The organism is Rhizobium sp. 01T437 (genome assembly GCF_056398505.1).
Map to the genome: position 1 here is coordinate 87,415 of NZ_JBFTPM010000021.1, position 21,642 is coordinate 109,056.

Sequence of the window (21,642 nt, forward strand, 5' to 3'; positions counted from 1 at the left end):
AGCTTTGGCTTCCTGACGACGATCACCATATGAAGTGCGCAGCGTTCCCAATCGAGCAGCGGTAAGTTTCAGCTGGCTTGATAGCGGGACCGCGGGTATGGACCATAGAATGGCGAATTTCGACTATACCTTCCCGGTTGACGTGATAACGAACGTAGTCGGTAAAGGGTTTGCCGTCTTTGTCGAGAGTCGCATGCGCGTCGGAAAACGCGATTTGATCGCCGTCCACGACCATGAAGCTCTGTATTTTCAATCCTGCCAGTATCCGTGGCGGGGCGCTGTCTAGTGAACCTATGCAACGGCTGAAATCGATGATCACGGTAACTTGCTTTGCTTGAGAAAGCGCGCCAACAATTTCGTCAAACTCCGGAACCCTGGTCGGCTCTTGGGCGGGCGCCGGACCAAAGACGACCAGCAATGCGACACTTGAGCCAATTAGCCTTCTCAACATGAATGCCATCCTTTAATCAATGTCGTGTGCAGAGTTACCCTGTTGGCCCCGGTAAATGATTTCGAGCTTGCAACAAATCATTACGCTTGAAACCTGTTGAAGCCGCGCGGTTTCTTCCGCTTTTCCTTGATCATCGCCTCGGTTGTATTCAGGGGCCCCGCTAGGGATGCGGCATCATGGAGCGCGGTCCGGAAAAAGCTTTGCAGGGTCGATCACGCAAATCTTAAACAGATCACTATATTCGCCGGCCTGGCCGTTCCAGCTGAACTGAAGATCGGACCCCTCCCGAAGCTTGCCGACCACGATCGGTCCCTCGGCGCCTGCTTTCTCGGCGATCTGGCGAACCGGGCTTCGACGGCACGCGGATGATGTCGATGCCGACGCTCTGGTCGTCATTGGCGATGGCCAGATCGATGCCGCACTTCGGATCAATCGGGTCATCGCGAGAGGACGGCCTTTGCATGCTCCTTGACGATCGCTTGCGGCAAGGACTGTCGTGGTGGTGGCGCCGCGCCGGCGGGGTCATTGGGTCTTCGACGCGACCTCGCGCAGCATCTTTGCGCCCATGCTCTCGAACTTGTCTTCTCGTCCCGCCTAACAAAACCGGGTGATCCATGCCGAAATCCATTTAACTCCAACGGAGATGAAGCGGGGATATGCGTCGAAGGCCTGTGTGACCTTTAACTTGGAACTGTTCACCATCCGCATGTAAATCGGGAAGTCGAGTAATTAGAGCGAGTAGACCTTCCTCGAGTTCGATCTTTGCTAAAGCTTCGCCGAGAAATCCGCGAACGCCGCCACCTAGTATCGGATGCCAGTGCGGCTGGCCGCGGAGAATGTCGAGCCGATCGGGGTGGGGATAGATTTGCTCGTCCCGCATAACAGAAATCGTCATGAGGCTGACAAGCGCGCCGGCTGGAAGTGTTTGTCCTTCGATCTCAATGGTATCTCGAGCGAGGTAGCATGCGGAGGCGATCGGCGGTTCGAACCGAAGAGCCTCGACAACTGCCTTGGGAACAAGACCCGGGTAATCGCATAGCGTATTCCACTGTGTCCGGTGTTTAAGTAGCAGGGCTGTCTGGATAACCATTGCGGTATGCGTTGCGTTGCTTCCCGCCAGAATGACGGAAACGATCTGCATAACCGCTTCAAGGGAGGTCAGCTCACTTTTGCCGTCCACGGCAGCGACATACTCGGACAGGAAGTCACCTCGAGGATTGCGGCGACGGAATTCTATGAGGGCTTCCACATAATCGTTGAGCTCCTGTGCCGCCTTTTCAATACTCAAAATTTCTTCCGGCCTAACCGCGTAACCAAATATTCTCGCGACTTTGCTAACAAGGCTAGTGAATTTCGGTTCGTCCTCGCGAGGAATGCCCAGTACGAACGCTGCCGTGCGCGCCGGGATTAGCGACGCATAGTCCGTCAATAATTCCATCCGGTTTTTGGCCTGATGCTGATCAATGATTTCGTTCGCGTAGGAGCGTACACGTGGCCGCAGACCGTCAATCATGCTGAAAGTAAATGTCCGAACCAACGTCGCACGCCAGGCGCCATACTTCGCCCCAGTCGACGTCAGCATCGCGTTGTTGCAGAGGTTAAAGAGCGCGCCTTTGGTTAGGCCGTGTACCTGGGTCACTTCGGGTTCAACCTGACTAGCAAGTTCATCATTCAAAAGCGAATTCACCTCGCTCGCTCGGATGGCTAGATACACGCCGTCGTCGCGCTGGATAAATGGACCGCTACCCCGATGACGCTTGAATACGCCGTGGGGATCCGCCTCCAATTCGGCAATCGTGACTACTTTCGGCGCGCGCGTGTGGACAGCTTTTAAGGAGGAGGTCATCGAAAGATCCTTTCAAACATTTAGAGGATCGTTGACCCAGCAGGCTACAAAGATGTTTCACATCGCTTAATTGGATTAGGTATGTAACGATTGAGGAAAACCGTGCGACCGTCCACTCCGTCGGGAAGCTACAAGAGGAGATTGCGAGCCTGTGCTCGCGCTTTATCACTTCCTGTCTCCCAGCAAGCCCGCTTCGCCGAGGCACCAGCTAAATAAGGGCGTATCGCAAGCGTTGTTGAGGGTAAACTGCCCGCTGAAGCCCTTGGGTTCAGACGTGGGACCCCGATTCCAAATGAACCATCAAACATGCTAATTAATGCGCGGAGCAATGGTGGCGAGTCACATGACTCGGCTCAAGCTTCGATCGCGGCCAATCGCATGCCGAGCATGGCAGCGCTTGCGCCATCGATCCACCGTTTGGCGGCCGGATAGTTGCGTCTAGACCGGTCGATGGAGAAAGCCAGCGCCACGATCATCTACCATCCGGCTTCGACTGTAGAAACGCCGAGCGGTAACGACAACGCAAGTTCTGTTGGTACTGAGGGGAAATGCCGCGAAAATGCTGGTATAGCCGACGATCGCTTTCAGGTTACTCAGCCGGGTCAACAGTGCGCCTCGAGAGCTTTGCAGACCGGGCCGCCTGGACTGCTGCGCAGCTTGCGCATCGACTGGCTGCGCGGTCCCCTTCCAGATCTGCAGGCCTTGGTCATTTGCCCCGCATGTCACGTGAGCCTAGCATTTCGCCATGCCAAAGCATTCCTGGTTCAATGCCGATATCCCGTTGCATATGCCTATTGAGTGCCCTGAGTTCGTGCATAGCAATTTTCCTCCTGCGCCGCTCCTCGAACTTTTGAAATACCGCAGTCACGGTCTGCATCCAAGAACGTTCTGCGGACGCAACATTCAGCCCCGGAGACTCGCTTGCCAAATCTGATGGTGAGCCTAGAAAAGTTTTGGGTGACAGGGTTGAGGGTTTCGACAACCCTTTAGCATCAGCCTGGCCGGTGGTTCCAGCGACCAAGAAGAGCCTTGGACGAGTTGGTTGCTTTAAGAATTCTGCGGACAATCTGTCATGCATCTGTACACCTCATGATGATTTCACAGAGTTAGTACGGGAATACGCCAACCGGCTCATTGCAGAAAGTGGCCTTCTGGTTACGGCTGTAGCGTCTGGAACAGGGGCGGCTTTGGAAATCTGAACGCCGGGGAAAAGTGGAGTTTCCGCTGAGACCGGTTTAGATGTCGGGAACACGAAGTACCTTGACCAGACGAGGATGCGGGAACAACAGTCCGGCTTGCAACGCCGGTTGTGCGTCAAGCGTTGGATTTACCGAGATATATTCGCTCGATGCCGTCCCTCTCTCCGAGATCCCGGCCTCTCTGGCATATCAGGGCCTGCTCGCCTTTGATCGAGGTGACGAGTGTCGCCATCCGCTGATGAAGATTTGGATTATTGGCTGGTTGAAGTCCCCGTATCTAGCGGCTCATTATGGATAGTGCTTCGGTCGCGAAGAACGGTCAGTGCTGTTTGGACACCAATGACCGCCGCGAAAAAGCGCGGCGTCCGGCACCGCGCTTTTTCTTTGTTCTTCCGTGATTTCAGGCTTCGATCGGCGGGCCGACAATGACGGTGCCGTATTTTGATGCAAGCTCGACGATCTGAGGCAGTTCGAGGCCGGCAACCTCGGTGAACATCTGCTCGACGCCGCCGGGCGAGAAGAATGCCAGCATGCGGGCCGGGGTGCCGGCACTGTTGCGCCAAGCATGTTGCGTGCCGCCAGGGATGTAGATCGCATCGCCCGCGGTGAGAACGGAAATCTCTCCACCGAGCGAGAAGATCACTTCGCCTGCGAGGATGTGGAACACCTCGTCCTCGACATGGGTATGGGTTGGGGTTGCGGTGCCGTGGCCGGCAATGCTTTCCATAATGGAGAACTTTCCACCCGTCTCCGAGGAATGGACCCGGATCGTCAAGCGCTCGCCAGGAATGGCGTCGAACCATGTCTGGTCCCTTTCGAGCCGGACAAATGGCAGGGCTGTGATGTCGACTTTCGCGTTCATGTACTCTCCTTTGACAGATGATCGCAGCGCCCGGTACCAATGAGCAACACGGCGTTTCCCTGCGCATTGACATTAGTGTGGACGATGTTGGCGAGCCGCGCGGCGCGTCCGTTTCAAGCGGCGGTCCGAAGACGATTTCTCGGGTGCCGCCTGCTTGATGATCGGCAAATTAAGGACGGTTTCTTACGGATCGACTGCGTTCCGGGGCTTGCGTGTTACGGCTGTAATGAACGCTGCTATACGCATTCTTTTTGGAAGCGGCTGACATTCGCAGTTCGACCGCCTCGGAAATGATGAGACGACAGAGCTGATCCTGAGCTCGCTTCAGCTGATGCGGCGGTCGCGTCGTCAGCATCCGCGACGTGGGATGGGCTACAATCCGAACAAGCCGGGTTCGAAGGTGCGCGTTGCGGCTCACGAAATGGATCGTCTATTAACCGAGGCAACGGCGTCGGGGTCGGAAGCAGTTACGAATTGCTCCAGACGATTGCGGCCACGCGGCGTTTCTGGCCATGACCGGCTAAATTTTCTTAACAATAGTCACATGCATGGGTTTACGAACGTTGAAACCAATTCTCTGATAAACGAACCTCGCTTCGTTTTCCGTTTTGACATGCAAGAATGGCACCTTGCCGACTTCCAATATCTTCGCGGCAATCAGGGAAACAAGTGATCTGGCATAACCGCGGCCACGGAATTCTGCGCGCGTACACACCGCGCTGATCTCGACGAACCTGTTGAGTGCCAAGCGCTCGCCAGCCATTGCCGCGAGCTGTCCATCGTCCGTTCGAATTCCGTAATAGCGCCCGAATGAGATCGTTTTTGATCCAAACGGTCCGGGTTCCGTGGCAGCGGTTAGTTCCAGCATGTCTGGAACATCCGCCTCCCCCAATAGCCGGACACCATCTGTCCTAACTCCGGCCATCTCAGTACAGACCATTTGGTCGATCACCCGCTGCCGCGCCTCCCACCCGGCCGGAACGGTAATTGGATAGGCAGTAAAAGTGCCACCTCCAGTCCCATCGGAAAGCACGAGAGCAAGATCATTGAACGAGCTCTCGGATCCGTCAAGCATTCCAACAAGTGGAGAAACGTCTGGCGAGAAACGCCCCGCGGACTTATGCAGCGTGGCTAAAGAGCGATGATCAGAGTTGAGAGAATTCCATATTGGATTGTCTAAAAGCGAGAAATTCATAGCGTCGCTCTTTCTAAACGTGTGACCAGCCACTTCACCGTGGACTCAACACCCTGCGTTTTCCGCAGCCCGGACGCGCGGTTCTTGTGATTTTGCATCGGGGACCAACGCAATCCGAGCACGTGAAGCCCTTGTTTCGATCTCTAGGTGTTAGTTTCGCAGGCCGTGAGAATATGTGACCGAACGTGTCCGAGGAGCGCTCTGGCATGTGCCGGTCCCGTCTGCGTAAGATGCAGACGCCCGTCAAACGTAGCCGCTCCGATGGTGTATTCTTCATTCAACCGGCCCAGGACACATGGCCCCCAAATCGCGGAAAGCCAAAGTTCGTCATCAACCGGCTTGTCTGGCTTGATGATGCCTAGATTACTAACAACGGAATCATAGCCCAACGCGCCGATTAGACCGCACGCTAGATGAGAGTCTGCTGTCGGCGGGATCATTTGATCAAGCCGCTCAAGCCATCCGACAACTCCTTGCTCTGAGCGCGCGGTGGCCAGGTCGTCGTTGACTTGTCGAGCCAAGGCCCAAAAGCTGGCATCGCGATCTACGTGTACCGAAGCGGTGCCGATCGCGAGAAACAAACCAATGTCGTGACGTTCGACGCCTGCTTGCTGTCGAACGTTGATCGGTGAAACTAATCTTAGAGTCTCTTGCCGTTTGATGCCGTTTAAGCTGATTGCGACGGCTGCGCAAAGTGCGCCTTGCACGGTGGCGGAATGTGATCTGCACGCCCGGACGATCGTATCTGTTTCCGGGCCAGTGAACTTGTGAGCATCGACGCGTGGCCGATCGGTCGCAAAGTCGCGCCAGAGGGGCCGCTTTGAAATTTCTCGCAGTGTCTGCATGCTGGGAATGGCTGGGAGCGGTGCATCGGCAGGCAGAACTGCGTCTGGACGGGGAGCCATGAGGAGTGCTTCGATCGGCGGCTGATGGGGCAAGGATGGGAGATCTCTGCCGTTCACCAACGCCATAAGGTCATTCAGCACGGCAATTGCAGATAAGGCGTCACCTAACGCATGATGGAAGGTAAGGATCAGCGTATGCCGATCACGGCCATAAGCGTTCGAAAGGAGTGTCAGCCGCATGAGCGGCCCCAGGTTTGTTGGAAAAGCAGTGCGCAGTTCTTCCTCGACCAGCTCTTGCCAGTTAGCAGAAGAACCGTCCCTGAACTGGACTGGAATTGGGCGGCGATGCACTCCGAACTTCGGCCCGTCTTTTGCGTCCTGAATGAACAGCGACAGCGGTGGGTGCCGGGCCTGCAGATTTTGCAGGGCCAATTGCAATTCAACTGATCCAAGCTGTCCTATGACTTCCGCTGCAATACAGAAATGTCGAGGGTGCTGTTGGGAGTATAGATAAAGCAAGCGCTCATGTGTTCCGAGTTTGCGACCCGATTCATAATTTTCTTGAGTTTCGGAGAGGGCTTCAATGTCCATGCGTAAACCTCCTGAGATTTAGACCGGCAATAGGAGGTCGTTGATGTCAAATGATGACAGACGCGCAGAGGATAGTTTCAAATGTCACATTGTTAGTCCAAGGAACCTAACGCGAGCGAGCACCACTCTAGTACATCGAGGCAACGTCATGACGAGAGATCTGCTCGCTATGGCGGAGTGAGTCGATGACGATTGGAAATAAAGCTTTGTTCATTCTTGCAGCCTTTTTCATCGGGGGATCAATACTCCCCAGAAGTGCGTCTGAAGCTTCCCCGGTTTGCGCCGTAGCCGTCCGGYGGGCGCTCCGGAAGACCGGCTATGCCTCGTCACCGGTACTGCTTCAGATATCTGGAAGGGGAAACGGGGAGAAAGCTGAGAGACGAAGATGATCCTGGATTTCCATGGGCAAGGGCTGTCGGTATCGGCGATGTCAGGCAAACCGATATCGATCGCTAGATGGCGGGCAAACATGTCGAACGTGAGCTCAAGGCGCCCACCTATGGGCGAGGAAGCCGAGATTGACGTTATCGATCGGTTCGCCAGCTATCTCCCCGAGCGAGTGAAGATATATCTTTGACCTCACCGGTGGCCGACTCCTCCGTGAGATCAGGGAGCGCGGCTACACGGGTGACTATACCGCCGTGCCCTATTTCCTCCGTGATATACGCCCACCTGCAACAAGGCGTCAAAGTCCTTTTGCCGCGCCGCTCGGTTGTCGAGCGGACCTTCGCATGGTTTGGTCGATGCCGCAGGCTGGCCGGACTTCGTAAAAATCGCTCGCGTCAGCAGAAGCGTGGATCACAATCGCCCACGTCCCCATGCCCAGCAGACGCCTCGCAAGATAGGTATTTCGCTGAACCCTTGTCGATTCCAACTCTTACATCTGAAATGATTTGCCCTCCTGGAACACCGTACGTTCACAAACAGACTATAGGTAATAACGGAACGTGTCTTGCGGTCGGCCGCAGGCGCATCGTCTCGTACCAAAGGTGAACTGTTGATGTCACAGGGGAAGCAACCAGCACAAATTTGGACGGCTGTGAGAGAACTTGAAGCTGCCGCGTGGCGCGACATGGTGGCCGCGGCCCCCATCGCCACCTGTAAACTGCTGGGTCTCCGATGCCACAAAACTGACAACGCGACGATGTTAGCGGCCAGCGCGGTACCTCGCACGCCTTTCAACCGGTGCTTCGCGCTGAGTTCTGATTGGCACAGCAACGATGAGGAAGTCGCTGAAGCGCTGACTTGGCTCCGCTGTCACGCCGCACCTGGGTGGGTACTCCAACTCGACCCAGACGAACTTGGAACGGCGGCTTCGGTGTTAAGTCGGGAAGGAATAGTTGCTTCAGGAAAAGGATGGGCCAAGTTTCAGTGGATGGGCTCGGGGCCTGGCGCAGAACAGGCACCACCCGACCTCGAGATCGAGGCAGTTAGGGACGACGCGATGGCGTTGGATTTCGCAGACTTGGTCCTAGCCGGTTTTGGTTTCCCTTCTGCGGCCGCTCCATGGTTTGCGGAGTTGGCGCGTCGCGATGGCTGGAGCGCTTACATCGCCTATGTGGACGGCAAGCCCGCCGGCGCTGGCGCAGTATTCTGTAGATTGCATCAAGCATGGCTTGGTATCGACACGACCTTGACAAGTTTTCGGCGACGCGGCCTGCAACTCGCCTTGATCGAAAGAAGGCTGCGCGATGCCGGCCCGAAATTTGCAATTGCTGAAACGGCACTACCTCAATCGTCGGATCTGGACGGAGCAAGCTACCGAAATTACTCAAAGTTCGGCTTTCTGAACACATACAATTCCATGAATTTTGCGAGCGTCCCGACCTGATCGTTCCGGGGCTCGCCTCGTCCAAGGCGTTTGCGGCAGGCAAACCACTGAAGATCATCGTGCTGGAGGACACATGAACGGCTCTGCTTCATCAGAGGAGAGGCTTAGGAGCCCAGTCGTTGTGCTGCCGAATGCATGAGGCGCGGCATAAGGCCATGCGCTGGGTATTGGATTTGTATGAGCGAGGCAGGGGAATCCCGTCGTCCCATAGTCATCCTTGACGGTTCGTTCTAGAATCAACAAGGCTAGGGCGAATGCCGAGAACCAAGCCGAAGACTACGCTCGGCGAGATCGCGAGTGATCGCTGGCATCCGGTTTGGCACGGTGTTTTCCGATGCTGGCTACGGTTTTGTCTGCTGCATTTCACCAATCCCTAGCGCACGCAAACTGACCGTGGGCGTTGGCACTAAGCACCAGCAGGCCTTGATCTTCCCCGTCGCCGGCCATACATGGCCCCGCATGATCCGATCCTTGAAACAGTCTTGGCGGCAGCAGAGACGATCCTGAACTATGCACGCTGGAAGTTTCGGGCGACGTCAGACCATGTATGTGGACCGCGGTTCATTTTTGTCTTCCGTGGTTCATTTCGCAACTTCAATCCCTTGGGGCTTGAGTGAAGTGGGCATCTGACTTTGCGAACTCTTCCCTTACAAGGAGATGGAGCGCGTTGAGACGTTGGCCGGGTGACCAAATATTGCTGTGACTTTCTAACGCTTTGACCGCATGCTGGATCAGCCTTCCGTTACAATCGTAATGATTTGCTCCCCTGCCGAAACATTCAGTATGACTTCGGCTGATAACAGCCGGAGAGGATAATTACAGGTGACGCTTGAAACACGTTTTAGTTGTAGATGATGACAAGTCAATTCGCGGTCTCCTGGCCGACTATCTCTCTAAACATGCACTTCGTGTAACAGCCGTGACAAATAGTCATGAGGCCTCGAGGGTATTCGCAGCGGAATCAGTCGATCTTTTGATTGTTGACCTACATCTCGGCCACGAGGACGGCTTGGAGATCGTTCGCAATCTCGCAAGCAAGACTGACGTTCCTATCATCATCATCAGCGGAAACCGGCTTGAAGAGGCTGATAAGGTGGTAGGGCTCGAGCTTGGTGCCATCGACTACATCACAAAGCCCTTCGCGATGCGGGAGTTCCTCGCGCGCGTCCGGTCCGGACTAAGGTATCGTCCGATGCGAGTGATGGATAAGGATCGGCGCACTTACGTGTTCAGCGATTGGAAGCTCAAACTGAAGCAGCGACGGCTGATAGGCCTCGATGGGAAGGAGATCAAGCTTACGGCGGGAGAGTTCAATCTGCTGGTGGCCTTTTTGAAATCGCCGAGGCAGATCTTGAGCCGTGAGCAGCTGCTGTCTGCCAGTCGCGTGCACGATGATGAGGTTTTTGATCGCAGCATTGATGTGCTGATACTGCGCCTGCGCCGCAAGCTTGAAGTCAACGCTTCGACGCCGCGCCTAATCAAGACGGAACGCAGTGCAGGCTATTTTCTCGACGCAGACGTGGAAACCGAAGACGCCCGGCGGAGCAATGTTTCGTGAAGTCCGGCAGTGTAAGATTGATTTTCGCGACCTTTTTTACACTGTTCACCATGCATGCGATCGCAGACCGTGTCTTTGGCGGCAACAACCAGTTCAGCGATCAGATCACCCCCTTGCAAGCCCCGCCTCCACTTGAGGAGAGGAAACTTGCGCTTGGTGCTCGGCTGTTTGCGGATCCAATAATGTCTGGGAAGGGACGTCTGTCTTGCAGTTCCTGCCATGACCTTTCCACCAGTGGTACCGTTAATCTCAAGCGGACCATCGGTTACAACGGCGCAGTCCATAATTTCAACGCTCCGACGATTTTCAATGTCGCAAACAACTACCGTTTGGGCTGGCGCGGCAACTTCACCTCGCTGGCTGCTCAGAATGAGCAGGTGCTACTCGACAGCAACATCATGTCGAACGACTGGGCGTCACTGCTGGGGCGTTTGAAGGGCAGCTCCGACTACAGCAAGGCTTTTCGCCTTATCTACGGAGGAGAGCCCAGCAAGGAAAGCGTATTGGATGTTCTCGTGACATTCCAGCTGTCGCTCGCAACCCCAAACGCACGTTTCGATCGGTTCCTATTAGGCGAAAAAGATGCGCTCTCAGATAGCGAAAAAGCCGGCTACGACCTGTTTCAGAACATTGGATGCATTGCCTGTCACCAGGGATCCAATATCGGAGGCAATCTGTTTCAAAAGTTTGGAGTATTTGAACACCCGCCCGGCGGCGACGACGGTAATCCGGGCAATCTGGGTCGCTATACAATTACGCATCAAGATGCGGACAAACAATACTTCCGGGTCCCCAGCCTGAGGAACGTCGCCGTCACGGGCCCATACTTCCATGATGGCCGCGCTGCCTCTCTGGAAGAGGCTGTTCAGGTCATGGCGAAAACACAGGTCGGGCAGGACATATCTCGTGAGGACATCCATGCGCTCGTCGAATTCCTCGGCACTTTGACAGGCGAATATCGAGGCGTTCGGCTGCGCGAAGGCCCGATCCCGCAGGACGGGGCAATGCCCAGGGATCGCTGATGTTGATTGGAAAGCTGGAACGCCGAGCCGGACGTCGTTTGTTCGCCCACAGGCATCGAAAATAGGCGCTATGGATCCAGTGATTTTCTCGAACTGGACAGCTGGGCTGGGAACCGCTCTTGCAGGTTCTACAGGTAGCAGTCATCGAAGGACGATCATCACCACGGTCTGGACCGTGGTGATGATGGTTGCCGCTCTGATCTTCGCCATAATGGCGATCCGTCCTTTTCAGGATGGGCAATCGCACCACGCGATCCTGACGAACTTGCGGTCGCTTGATCTTCACAATGCATCATTGCAGCGCGATGTCCTGCGCGCACGGGCTGGACTGTTGTACAACTATGACCCGCTGGTGGATTCCATCGTGGGGCTGCACCAAGACGTAACGGCGTTGCGAAGCTTGTTCGAGCGACCTGAGACGGCGAAGGACGAGAGTATTCTCGGGTCGCTCGACAAAATCCAACAGTCCATTGACCACGATGAAGCCGCGGTAGAATCGTTCAAAACTCAGAACTCGCTATTGCAGAACTCGCTAAAAATCCTTGGTAACGCCCTAAGCGACCTCGCGGAAGGACGGGCATCGGGCAATCGAAAGACCTTGCCTGAAGCCGGCGACTTGGGCAACCTGATGCTGCAGTACATCTCAAAAAACGACGATCGAACTGCCGCTTTGATCCGGCGTGATCTGGACGCTATGACTGGTGTCGGCGGCGAACAGGCGTCTCTTGCCCGGCTTCTGATCATCCATGGACGATTAATCCTCCAGGCCCTCCCGCAAGTTCGAAACATCATTATCGAGGTACAATCCTCCGACACGATCAACCGCGCGCAGCGTCTGCAGCATCAGTATCTGGAAGTCTACGGACAAGCCAACACGAGCTCGCAATGGGTTCGGGTCGTTCTGGGGGCAGCCTCGGTGATGCTTTGCCTATACGTTGTGATCCTCGTGCATCGTCTGCGTTCTCGAACAGAACGATTGACTCGTCGTCTGAACTTCGAAGCGATGACAAAAGATGTCCAGGCGTGTTTCGAATGCGAGGGTGTGCAAGATGAGAGCTTGGCATCGTCGATGGATACCGCTTTGAATGTGATCCGGATATTCTTCGCGGCAAGCCGTTTCGGCTTGATGATCGTCGATACCGACAGCTTGGATATTCGGGAAAAATTCGGGGGGGACCCAACTGAAATCGTTGGCGGCCGCGATCTGATCGCGACCATGGTCCATGCCCGCGAGCCTGTTGTCTACCGGGATCTGCAAGTCGCGATCGCACCTTACTGCCTCACTGACATAAACTTCAGTGGCCGTGCGTTGAGCTTGCGATTATGGGACGAGACAACGGCGGTCTGCATCATCGAATTTCTTGACCCGCGGTCGCGACCGAGCGTTGATGAGGCTGTTTTGCTGGAGAACGCGGTTCGGCATCTTTTGCAGACACTTAACTATCACCGCAAGCAACAAGGGCACGCAATGCTCGAGCGGCGTCTGGAGCATGCTGAGAGACTGCAGGCTGTTGGGACACTCGCTGGTGGCATCGCCCACGAATTCAACAATATTCTGGTGGCGATACTCGGCTATGGCGAGATGCTGCTGCAGTTGCTGCGCCCACGCTCGACCACGCGCCAATATGTCCAAGAAATTGTTAAGGCAGCCGAGCGGTCGCGCGTGATCATTGACCAGATACTGGCGCTCAGCCGCAAACATGAACGAGTGCATAAGCCATTCGATCTGAGAGAGGTGGTCGGCGACATCGAGGCGCTGTTGCGGGTGTCGCTGCCGGTCGGCATCGAACTGGTCACGCAAGCCACGTGCGATGATTGTATCATAGATGGGAACCCCGTCGACATTCAGCAAAGCCTCATGAACCTGAGCAAAAATGCTGCCGAGGCCATGGACGGAACAGGAACTATCCAAATTGGCCTTCGCCCGGTTTTCGTTGGTTCGCGACGGATCATCTCACACGGGGTGTTGCCGCCAGGCGACTACGTCGTACTGTCCGTGAGCGACACTGGCAAGGGCATTGCAGCAGGTGTGCTTGCCAACATATTTGAACCATTCTTTACCACCCGCAGCAGATCGGGAGGCACGGGGCTGGGTTTGGCTGCCGTTCACGGCAATGTCACGGCCCTAAATGGGCGTATCGACGTTACAAGCGTGCTGGGTGAGGGGACAAGCTTTGAGATCTTCATCCCCAGGTCATCGAAGGACCCGGTCCCCGTCCGGCAGTTCTTCACTGAAGAGCGCGTGCCGCTTGGGAACGGTGAGATTGTTGCGATCTATGAAAAGGATAAAAATGCGTTGTCTGCTTATGAGGATCAATTAGCGGCACTGGGATACGAACCAGTCGGCATGAGTGACTGGGACCAACTAGCGGACTTGCTCCGAAAGAATGATCACAACGTCGAGGTTCTTTTGATCGACATCAATTCGATACCTTCCTGGAGAAGCACAGCAGAACTGGATGCAATTTTTGGCGAGATGCCCCTATTGTTCATCTCCGAGCACCCTGAGATCATGTCCGCAAAGCTCCGGAACCTTACCCCGACAGACGTTATCCGTAAGCCCGTCGCGTCTAATCTCCTGGCGTCGGCGCTGAAATCACAAGCTAAGAAATTCAATAAATAAGCGCAGATGATTAGATGCGCGATTACAAATGCAACCGGCCCAGGTCGCCAAGAAACATGTAGTTAATCTGAATCTGCTGGATTGGGGCGCTAAGTGCTTGGATGGCGAAATGGGAGTGCGCCGGTGCGAACAGACAGATCAAAGGACACTATCGAGAGACTGGAACCGCGACACCGTGCGGTGATCTTGGTAACTTCCCTCGGAGGGGCCATGGTCTACTTTGATTTCGTGTTGCTTGCCTTCTACTCTCCCATGCTCGCGAAGATTTTTTTCCCGTCCTCCGGTTCGCTGACGTCTGTAACCTACCAAGTGTGGGTCTTGTTTGCGGCTGGTTATGTTGTCCGGCCTCTGGGTGGGATCGTCCTGGCAAACTTCGGGGACTTATTTGGACGCCGCCGTATCTACATGTTCTCGATCATTCTCATGACATTTTCCACCTTCGGAATAGCGCTCGCGCCGACTTACGAAAGCGTCGGCGTTATAGCGCCGATTAGCTTAGTAGCTTTCCGTTTCATGCAGGGCATCGCGATCGGCGGCGAGGTCCCCGGAGGCTGGACGTTCATTTCCGAGCATGTGCCCAGGTCGCGTCTTGGCCTGGCTTGCGGCCTTCTCTGCTCTGGTCTGTCGTTCGGGATACTGACGGGTTGCGTCTCCGCTCTCGCTTTGGAGATGCTGGCAGGTCCTCAATGGGCTGAGGCTTACGGATGGAGACTGTGCTTTCTGTTAGGCGGCCTTTTTGGCCTCCTAGCAATTCGTGCCCGGAAATATCTCCAAGAGACCCCGGTTTTCCGCGAGATGATTGCGAAGCGCCAACTGGTGCCAGTGCTTCCCCTCGGAATCGTCCTTCGCGAGTTTCGCCCAAGCCTGGTCATATGCATGCTTCTAACATGGGTGCTGTCAGCGGGTATCGTGACCACCACGCTGCTGAGCGTCAACTTTCTGCGCCTCTTTGTCGGCTATTCCGCGTCTGAAGCGCTCTTTGCGACTGCGATTAGTACACTGGGGTTGACCATTTCGACTGCGCCGGTCGGAGCTTTGGTCGATCGATACGGAACCGGTCCGGTATTCATAGTTGGAGGGATTTGCTTGTCTGTGTCCGCGCTACTATTTTACAAGCTGGTCGACGTCTCTCTCCTGCATCTCTATGTCCTGAGTGCTGTGTTGGGTTCTTTTGTTGGAGTGGTCGGTGCGGTGCCTTATGTGATGGTTCGCTCTTTTCCTTCACAGGTCCGATTCACCGGTGTCTCATTTGCTTATAACTGCGCCTATGCGATCTTCGGCGGTCTGACTCCGTTTGCTGTCGATGGCTTGGTGCAGATCGATCGCATGGCCTATGCATACTATCTTTGTTTTCTATCCTGCCTGTCGATCGCCATCGGTTACTATATTTGGCGCAAAGGATTGGCGGACGAGCGATAACACCGCAGCGTTGTCGGGCGGCGTAACACCCAAAGGGCACCACCTTGCATCTGGCGGCTGTCGGCCACGCCATGTAAAAGTTGCTCGACGACCCAGCGAAGCGGCGGAATTCAAAACCCTTCGACTTGTCGACTTGTCGGAACGCTTGACGAGTCTGAGTGAAAATTTCTGAGCTTCTTCAGCCGGTTTATCAGCTCATCGCGCGCATAGCCGCCATCTGCAAAACATAAAAGCTGGCACGTCGCATCGGAGATCAATAGATTTCGGGAATTCAGGATTACCATCGCGCTATTTAAGATCGGCGCTGTGCGCCATCGGCTGACCATTCGCCGCAGCGTATCGGCAAAATTGTGGCTCGAGGTTTGATCTCTTTTGCTTGTTGGTAAACCTCCGAATACAACCGTTCGGACGCTGGCTGTCGATCACACCCGCCGTTTGCCAGGTTTCCCAACTCCCCGAACCCGGGCTTCCATGACGAGATGATGGTCACTTTGATGCCCCTAATGGTCCGCCGTTCATATTAAAAATATCGTTGGAGCTTCGAGCAAGCTAGAGAATCTTTGGGCACTAGTCGCCACCGGCGTCGTGTTGAAGCGGAATATTCACGCCCGCTGAAAATCTCGCACAGATAGGGCTCGCGCGAACCGCGAGACGGGGGGCACTCCAACCGTGAAGTGCTGGCATAGAGGGAACGAAAGTTCCCATTCGCAATCCGTGACATCGGTTGCATATCGTCCACCGGAAATAACATCGCCGGATGTCACTCCAACCCCTCGCGGAATCTCGAGGCGGTCTCTTGAAGCTGGTCCATCGCGACCAAGATGGTCATGGGCGATTGAAGGTGGCAATTTTGTGTGTAGTGCAATTCGACAATAGCGTCCTCCTAAGCGGGAGGCGGTCCTACAAAGGCAACTGAAGCCCTGCGTTTCAAATCGCCGGACTTCCAGGGTTTTGTCGGACCATTGCTGTCGTGCTCGTGCTGAGATGATGCCGTTACAAAACCCTGGACCTCGACTACTTCAGCATCGAGTATTTGAGTTTTCCATCACTATCCTTTTTCCAGACGTAGAGAGTGTAGTCCTCATCCATCCGATCCCCCTTGTTGTCGAAGCGTATGTCGCCAATTACAGTCGGAATTGGGTTCCCCAAGCGCAGGGCGTCCGCGACGACCTGCGGTTCCAGGGACTCGCTTTCCTCAATGCCAGCCTTGATCACCTCTAACGCGGCATAGGCGTAAAGCGTGTAGGCTTCGGGCTCGAAGCCGCCAGCCCGGAATTTTGCGACGGTGGATTGTGCGCCAGGCTTTAGCCGAGGATCCGGTGCAAAGGTCATCAGAGTGCCTTCCGCGGCATTTCCGGCAATCTGGCCAAATTCTGCTGATGTGATACCATCCCCAGCGATCATGACGGCGTTTAGCCCCTGATCTTTTGCCTGCCGCAATATCAGCCCTGCCTCGGTGTAGAGGCCGCCGAAATAGATCACCTCAGTGCCGGCCTGCTTCAGTCTGGATATCAGCACCGAATAGTCTTTTTCGCCGGTATTAATACCTTCATTTAGAATTTCAGTGACACCGCCACCGTTGATGACCTTTTTGACTTCGGCAGCAATACCCTCTCCATATGATGTCCGATCGTTGATGATCGCGACGCGCTTTCCTTTGAAGGCCTTAAGAATGTGCGCGCCAGCAACCGCGCCCTGTTGGTCATCACGCCCGCAGACGCGAAACGTGTTCCAGAGTCCCCGTTCGGTGAACGTCGGATTGGTCGACCCGGGAGTGATCTGCAAGATGCCGTTCTCCGCATAAATCTCGGATGCTGGAATCGATACCCCAGAGTTATAGTCGCCGATCACGAATGAAACGCCATCGGCCGCAAATTTGTTGGCAACCGAAACGCCTTGTTTGGGCTCGGAAGCGTCATCGCCGTACACAAGCGTAATCTGTTCGCCCAGAATGCCGCCTGCGGCATTGATTTCGACTGCCGCTTTCTCGGCCCCTTGTTTGATTTCCTCCCCGACCGCCGCGCTTGGACCCGTAAGGGGCCCTGCGACGCCGACAAGAATTTCCGCGTGCGAGACGCTGGAAAGAAGCGAAACTGCCAATGCAGTACCGATAGACGCGAAGCTTTTCATTGTCTTGCTCTCCAAATATTAGGATATTCGAACAAGACCATTTTGGCTCTTCAAGTTTCGTCGGCGTTTCAGATCGCCGTCAAATTATTGCAGCTGTCGCATGACCGCTTCAGCGCCGCCACTGTGCGCCACTAGCGGTCGAAAGCCCTAAGCTTAACGGCTCATCGATGTCGAGAAGCACACCACTCAGCTTTTCTCGGAGCCCTCCGGAACTCTGTGCTTTTTCGTTCTGGCGACCTGGTCTCGCGCAGCAACGGTGGGCAGACTGGGGGACAAAAGAATGTCCGTCTGACGATCGAGAGCCGCAGGCGCACCGTTATTCGGGGGTAACGCTGATGCGACGATGCCCTGAGGCGGTGGCAGTCTGTAGGTCAGTGGCGGGCAAATGTAACGAGGGTATTTGAACTACCAAGCGGCGCCGGACAATCGACGAAGATCAGGTGGGTTCAAACGGGACGGGGGTGGCACTTGGCGTCACGCTTTGGTGTGTCTAAACCAGCGAAAACGGCTGTCTCGGGATCGTTTCCAAAGGCTGCTTTTCAAAACCTGCCACATGTCGGCTGTTGCACCCGCAGCCAGACGCTTGGCCCAACATCATAGCACTCGATAGGAGCCGTATGCGTTCTCCACACGCACAGACCTACCCGGGGCGGTTGACAGCGGCACTCTCGACCGAGAAAGTTTGAGTCACTATATTCGGTGAGCCGAGATACAGACTTACGCACTATTGACCAAATTCAGTTGAATGAGACTCTCCGCTGTTGCCACAATTGCCTCGGCACTGGATCTTGGCGACCAAGCAAGGATCTTCCTAGCCTTTTCACTGCTGGAGCGTCGACGGCTTGCGTTCGGTGACGGATCGGCGCTACGGCTTGGGACTCGGGACGCTAGTTTACCAAAGCGGTCGCGCAGAATATTCGCGACTTCGAGCAATGAAACAGGTTCGCCACTCACTGCGATAAAGCGCTCGCCCGCGGCGGAAGGCTCCGTCATCGCCCTTAAGTGCAAATCGACGACATCACGAACGTCGACAACGCCAAACCACATGTCAGGAAGCTCCGGCGGAAAGGAGCCGTCCAACAGGCCCTTAACGATTTGGATCGACGTGGAGAGTTGATCACCAAGTACAGGTCCGAATATCCCAGTCGGATTAACGACACTGAGTTCCGGCGTCCCGCTGTTTTGAATGAATTCCCATGCTGTGCGCTCAGCGATAGTTTTAGACAAAATGTAGGGGGGATTGGCGGCTTGTATAGGAGTCCAGTCTTCTTCCGTGAAGACGTGGCTCGGTGGCTGGGGGCCGTATCCAACCGCTGCAAAAGACGATGTGAGAACAACGCGTGACACACCCGCCCTGCTGGCCGCGCTTAGCACGCGCAATGTCCCGTCGCGGGCCGGCACGATCAAATCATTTGGGTCTTCAGGCTGGTTTGCTGGGAACGGTGACGCAGTATGCAGGACGTAGTCGCAACCGAATACTGCCTCGTCCCAGCCTTCATCTCGTTCAAGATCGGCGGCGTGGAACGATAGCCTACTATCCGATCCCGGTAGTCCAAGCATCATCTGTACTTGTTGGATTTTGTCCAAGTTGCGCAACGTCGCGCGAACCTCGTGCCCCGCCGCCAGCGCAGCCGAGATGCTGTGGCTGCCTAAAAAACCGGAACCTCCGGTAACAAGAATTCGGCTCATCTGAGATCTCCTTTTTTCCGGTTTAGGTCAATCAGATGGAACGGAGCAAGTAGGATGAAATTTCAGACGTAGTATGAAAATACGGACCATTGGAGGTTAAAGCTGTCCGAGCCGTCACGGGGAGATGGCAAATGGCATCGTGTGAAGCCTTGTGGCTGGGCCGCTTCAATCACTGCTTTGTCGCTCATGCAGAAAATGCTAATGAAACAGCCGCGCGACTTGTATCTACCCGGCATCGTTATTCGCAGTGCTTGCGAGACAAAGCGCCGCGCTCGGAACAGTCGTTATTCCAGGCGACATCGATCTCATTCTGAACTGCTGCGCGACTACCACCTTTGATACGAAAGTCATCGAACTTCTAGCGCGGGAAACCTGAGGCGAGATGATCGATCAGCGCCCGCACGGCGGGTGATAGGCCACGCCGCGTGGTAAACACCAGGTGTACCGTTCCACGCACGCCACGCCATGCGGGCAAAACGCGCACAAGTCGTCCCGCTTGCAGCGCGTCGCGGCAGAGATGGTCCGGAAGGATAGCAACACCTAGGCCATCGATCGCAGCTTCGCGCACTGTCGCCATGTCCTCGCATCCCAGTCGCGGTTGGACACGGATGATTTGCTTTCGCCCGTCGTCAGCTTCGAGGTGCCACTCCTGATCGTCAGATGTATCGGTAGTCGCCAACGTCGCCATCGTAGCGAGTTGCTCAGTGCTCGCGATGGTGCTCGCCAGTTGAGGACTAGCGACTAGAATACGCGTCGATACCCCCAACGATCGCATGGTCAGACCCGCATCGGAGGCGAGGCTGGAGCGTACACGCAGAGCAAGATCGATTCGTTCTTCAATCAGATCGACTGCTCGGTCAGTCGCCACCAGTTGAAGACGGACCTTCGGAAAACGTATTAGAAACGATGAAATCAGCCCTCCGATCAACGTGACCATTCCGGTCGGGCAGCTGAAACGCACGCGGCCGCCGGGCTCTGCCTGCGCCTGCGCCACCACTGCCTCCGCCTGCTCGGCTTCAGCTAGTATCGCTCGGCACCGCTCGTAGAATGCCTGACCGGTATCTGTCACTCGGAAACGTCGACTTGATCGTTCGATCAAACGCAGTCCAAGCCGCTCCTCTAGGCCCGCGATCCTTCGACTAAGTTTCGACTTTGGCTCGCGCAACGCGCGCCCCGCCGCGGCAAACCCGCCGTGCGCTACGACTTCGGCAAAATAAGCATAGTCGTTTAGATCAATCCTCAAATCGTTCTCCTTATGGAACGCAAGGTCGTAAATTTGGGTACTACAGCGATCATCGTTCTTAATTCATCTATAAACCATGACGCAAGTGCTGAGGACGCAGACCATAGTTGAAGGACACTGGGATAGCGTTGGTGAGATGCAGAAAGCACCGCCAGTGATTTTCTTGGTGAATGAGTCTCGACGGTCGACAGAAGCGCTCGCGCCTTTTTTGCGGCCAGACGGGGTCCTCCCGGCAGCTCTCACTAGCTTTATGGGCGGCTGAGACGCCGTGAATTTATGGCCTTCGCGTCTTCAACAGAGCAGCAGTTCCGGTGGAAACGGCACTGCATCGCAGGAAGAGAGATTACGTTATGATTAAGCTTTTCGCGTTTCCGTCGTCGCCTAACAGCCTGAAGCCCGTAATCGCGCTTGAGGAGTTGGGTCTTGACTACAAACTGTCTTACATCGATCTTCGAAAAGGCGAGCAACACGGTGTTCAATTTAAAGCGATGAATCCGAACGGCAAGGTTCCAGTCATTGTCGACCGTGGCATTACTCTCGCGGAATCCGGTGCCATTCTTGTCTATCTAGCAGAAATGCACAGCCAACTGATTCCCTTCGATCCTTCCTCGCGTGCACGAGTTTTCGAGCAGCTTTTCTTTCACGCATCGGCACTAAGCCCAGCATTTCTCCAGGCATTCTTTGCCAACATTCGGAAGGATGCGTCCGGGGAGCACAAAAGTAACGCGCTTAAAGAGGTGGATCGTGTCCTCGGTGTGCTTGAGACGCACCTAGAGACGCGCAGTTACGTCGCAGGCGACGACTATAGCATTGCCGATATCGCACACTTCGGCTGGTTGTGGCGACACGATGCCGTCGGTGTCGACTTCACGAACATACCTCGGGTCAAACGTTGGTACGAAATGATGAGCAGGCGCCCCACCGTGATTTCCGCAATCGGGAAGGTATCGGCGCTGTCGGGGTAATGTGACGGCGGTCGCTGGATGAGTTTGCTTAGAACGTTCGTGTCCCGCTAACGTCGGACGTGGTCCGTGGCAATCCCAGCGTCTGCCAGTCACATTACAAAGAAATGCCTCTCACACGTGAGGCTTGGACCCCACATCCCGACCGAAGGGCCGATTGAACTGCGCGCTTCGTG

The 21,642-nt window shown here is 55.3% G+C and carries 15 protein-coding genes and 2 pseudogenes; 7 read left to right on the top strand and 10 right to left on the bottom strand.

What is annotated here, in order from left to right:
- Window positions 1-22 precede the first annotated feature (22 nt).
- The 7 genes and pseudogenes from AC1DM5_RS30020 to AC1DM5_RS30050 form a co-directional block, all read right to left on the bottom strand.
- Complete coding sequence (locus AC1DM5_RS30020; protein ID WP_163884382.1) at window positions 23-451, bottom strand: VirK family protein; 429 nt, start codon at window positions 449-451, stop codon at window positions 23-25.
- A gap of 80 nt (window positions 452-531) precedes the next feature.
- A pseudogene (gene groEL / locus AC1DM5_RS30025) lies at window positions 532-851 on the bottom strand (chaperonin GroEL); the annotation flags it as partial.
- 228 nt (window positions 852-1,079) lie between these two features.
- Entirely contained in the window at window positions 1,080-2,297 is a 1,218-nt protein-coding gene (locus AC1DM5_RS30030) for a cytochrome P450 (protein WP_130685684.1), read from the bottom strand.
- A 353-nt stretch (window positions 2,298-2,650) separates the two neighbouring features.
- Entirely contained in the window at window positions 2,651-2,773 is a 123-nt protein-coding gene (locus tag AC1DM5_RS30035; RefSeq protein WP_281024435.1) for a hypothetical protein, read from the bottom strand.
- 1,123 nt (window positions 2,774-3,896) lie between these two features.
- Window positions 3,897-4,358: a cupin domain-containing protein gene (locus tag AC1DM5_RS30040; protein ID WP_130685683.1), complete on the bottom strand. Its 462-nt coding sequence runs from the start codon at window positions 4,356-4,358 to the stop codon at window positions 3,897-3,899.
- 520 nt (window positions 4,359-4,878) lie between these two features.
- Window positions 4,879-5,553: a GNAT family N-acetyltransferase gene (locus AC1DM5_RS30045; protein ID WP_130685682.1), complete on the bottom strand. Its 675-nt coding sequence runs from the start codon at window positions 5,551-5,553 to the stop codon at window positions 4,879-4,881.
- Between the two features lie 143 nt (window positions 5,554-5,696).
- On the bottom strand, window positions 5,697-6,989 hold the full coding sequence (locus AC1DM5_RS30050; protein ID WP_131590084.1) for a condensation domain-containing protein: 1,293 nt from the start codon (window positions 6,987-6,989) through the stop codon (window positions 5,697-5,699).
- Between the two features lie 693 nt (window positions 6,990-7,682).
- On the opposite strand from AC1DM5_RS30050, the pseudogene AC1DM5_RS30055 reads away from it, so the two are divergent.
- The 6 genes and pseudogenes from AC1DM5_RS30055 to AC1DM5_RS30080 all read left to right on the top strand — a co-directional run.
- Window positions 7,683-7,834, top strand: a pseudogene (locus tag AC1DM5_RS30055) (IS5/IS1182 family transposase); the annotation flags it as partial.
- Window positions 7,835-7,989: 155 nt separating this feature from the next.
- Window positions 7,990-8,820: a hypothetical protein gene (locus AC1DM5_RS30060; RefSeq protein WP_130693351.1), complete on the top strand. Its 831-nt coding sequence runs from the start codon at window positions 7,990-7,992 to the stop codon at window positions 8,818-8,820.
- Between the two features lie 829 nt (window positions 8,821-9,649).
- Complete coding sequence (locus tag AC1DM5_RS30065) at window positions 9,650-10,378, top strand: response regulator (RefSeq protein WP_130693350.1); 729 nt, start codon at window positions 9,650-9,652, stop codon at window positions 10,376-10,378.
- Complete coding sequence (locus tag AC1DM5_RS30070; protein WP_130685678.1) at window positions 10,375-11,400, top strand: cytochrome-c peroxidase; 1,026 nt, start codon at window positions 10,375-10,377, stop codon at window positions 11,398-11,400. The genes AC1DM5_RS30065 and AC1DM5_RS30070 overlap by 4 nt, the downstream gene beginning before the upstream one ends.
- Window positions 11,401-11,470: 70 nt before the next feature.
- A complete protein-coding gene (locus AC1DM5_RS30075) occupies window positions 11,471-14,023 on the top strand; it encodes a two-component system VirA-like sensor kinase (RefSeq protein ID WP_477976478.1) in 2,553 nt (850 codons plus the stop codon).
- Window positions 14,024-14,203: 180 nt separating this feature from the next.
- On the top strand, window positions 14,204-15,442 hold the full coding sequence (locus tag AC1DM5_RS30080) for an MFS transporter (protein ID WP_281033809.1): 1,239 nt from the start codon (window positions 14,204-14,206) through the stop codon (window positions 15,440-15,442).
- A gap of 1,014 nt (window positions 15,443-16,456) precedes the next feature.
- Here the strand turns inward: AC1DM5_RS30080 and AC1DM5_RS30085 are convergent.
- The 3 genes from AC1DM5_RS30085 to AC1DM5_RS30095 form a co-directional block, all read right to left on the bottom strand.
- Window positions 16,457-17,572 carry a branched-chain amino acid ABC transporter substrate-binding protein gene (locus AC1DM5_RS30085; protein ID WP_130693348.1) on the bottom strand — a complete coding sequence of 372 codons (1,116 nt, stop codon included), beginning with the start codon at window positions 17,570-17,572 and terminating at the stop codon, window positions 16,457-16,459.
- A gap of 717 nt (window positions 17,573-18,289) precedes the next feature.
- Window positions 18,290-19,261 (bottom strand): SDR family oxidoreductase, encoded by a 972-nt coding sequence (locus AC1DM5_RS30090; RefSeq protein WP_130693347.1) that lies wholly within the window; start codon window positions 19,259-19,261, stop codon window positions 18,290-18,292.
- Window positions 19,262-19,619: 358 nt separating this feature from the next.
- Window positions 19,620-20,504 carry a LysR family transcriptional regulator gene (locus AC1DM5_RS30095; RefSeq protein WP_130685673.1) on the bottom strand — a complete coding sequence of 295 codons (885 nt, stop codon included), beginning with the start codon at window positions 20,502-20,504 and terminating at the stop codon, window positions 19,620-19,622.
- Between the two features lie 350 nt (window positions 20,505-20,854).
- Between AC1DM5_RS30095 and AC1DM5_RS30100 the strand changes: the two genes are divergently transcribed.
- Window positions 20,855-21,469: a glutathione S-transferase family protein gene (locus tag AC1DM5_RS30100; RefSeq protein ID WP_442082863.1), complete on the top strand. Its 615-nt coding sequence runs from the start codon at window positions 20,855-20,857 to the stop codon at window positions 21,467-21,469.
- Window positions 21,470-21,642: the final 173 nt, after the last annotated feature.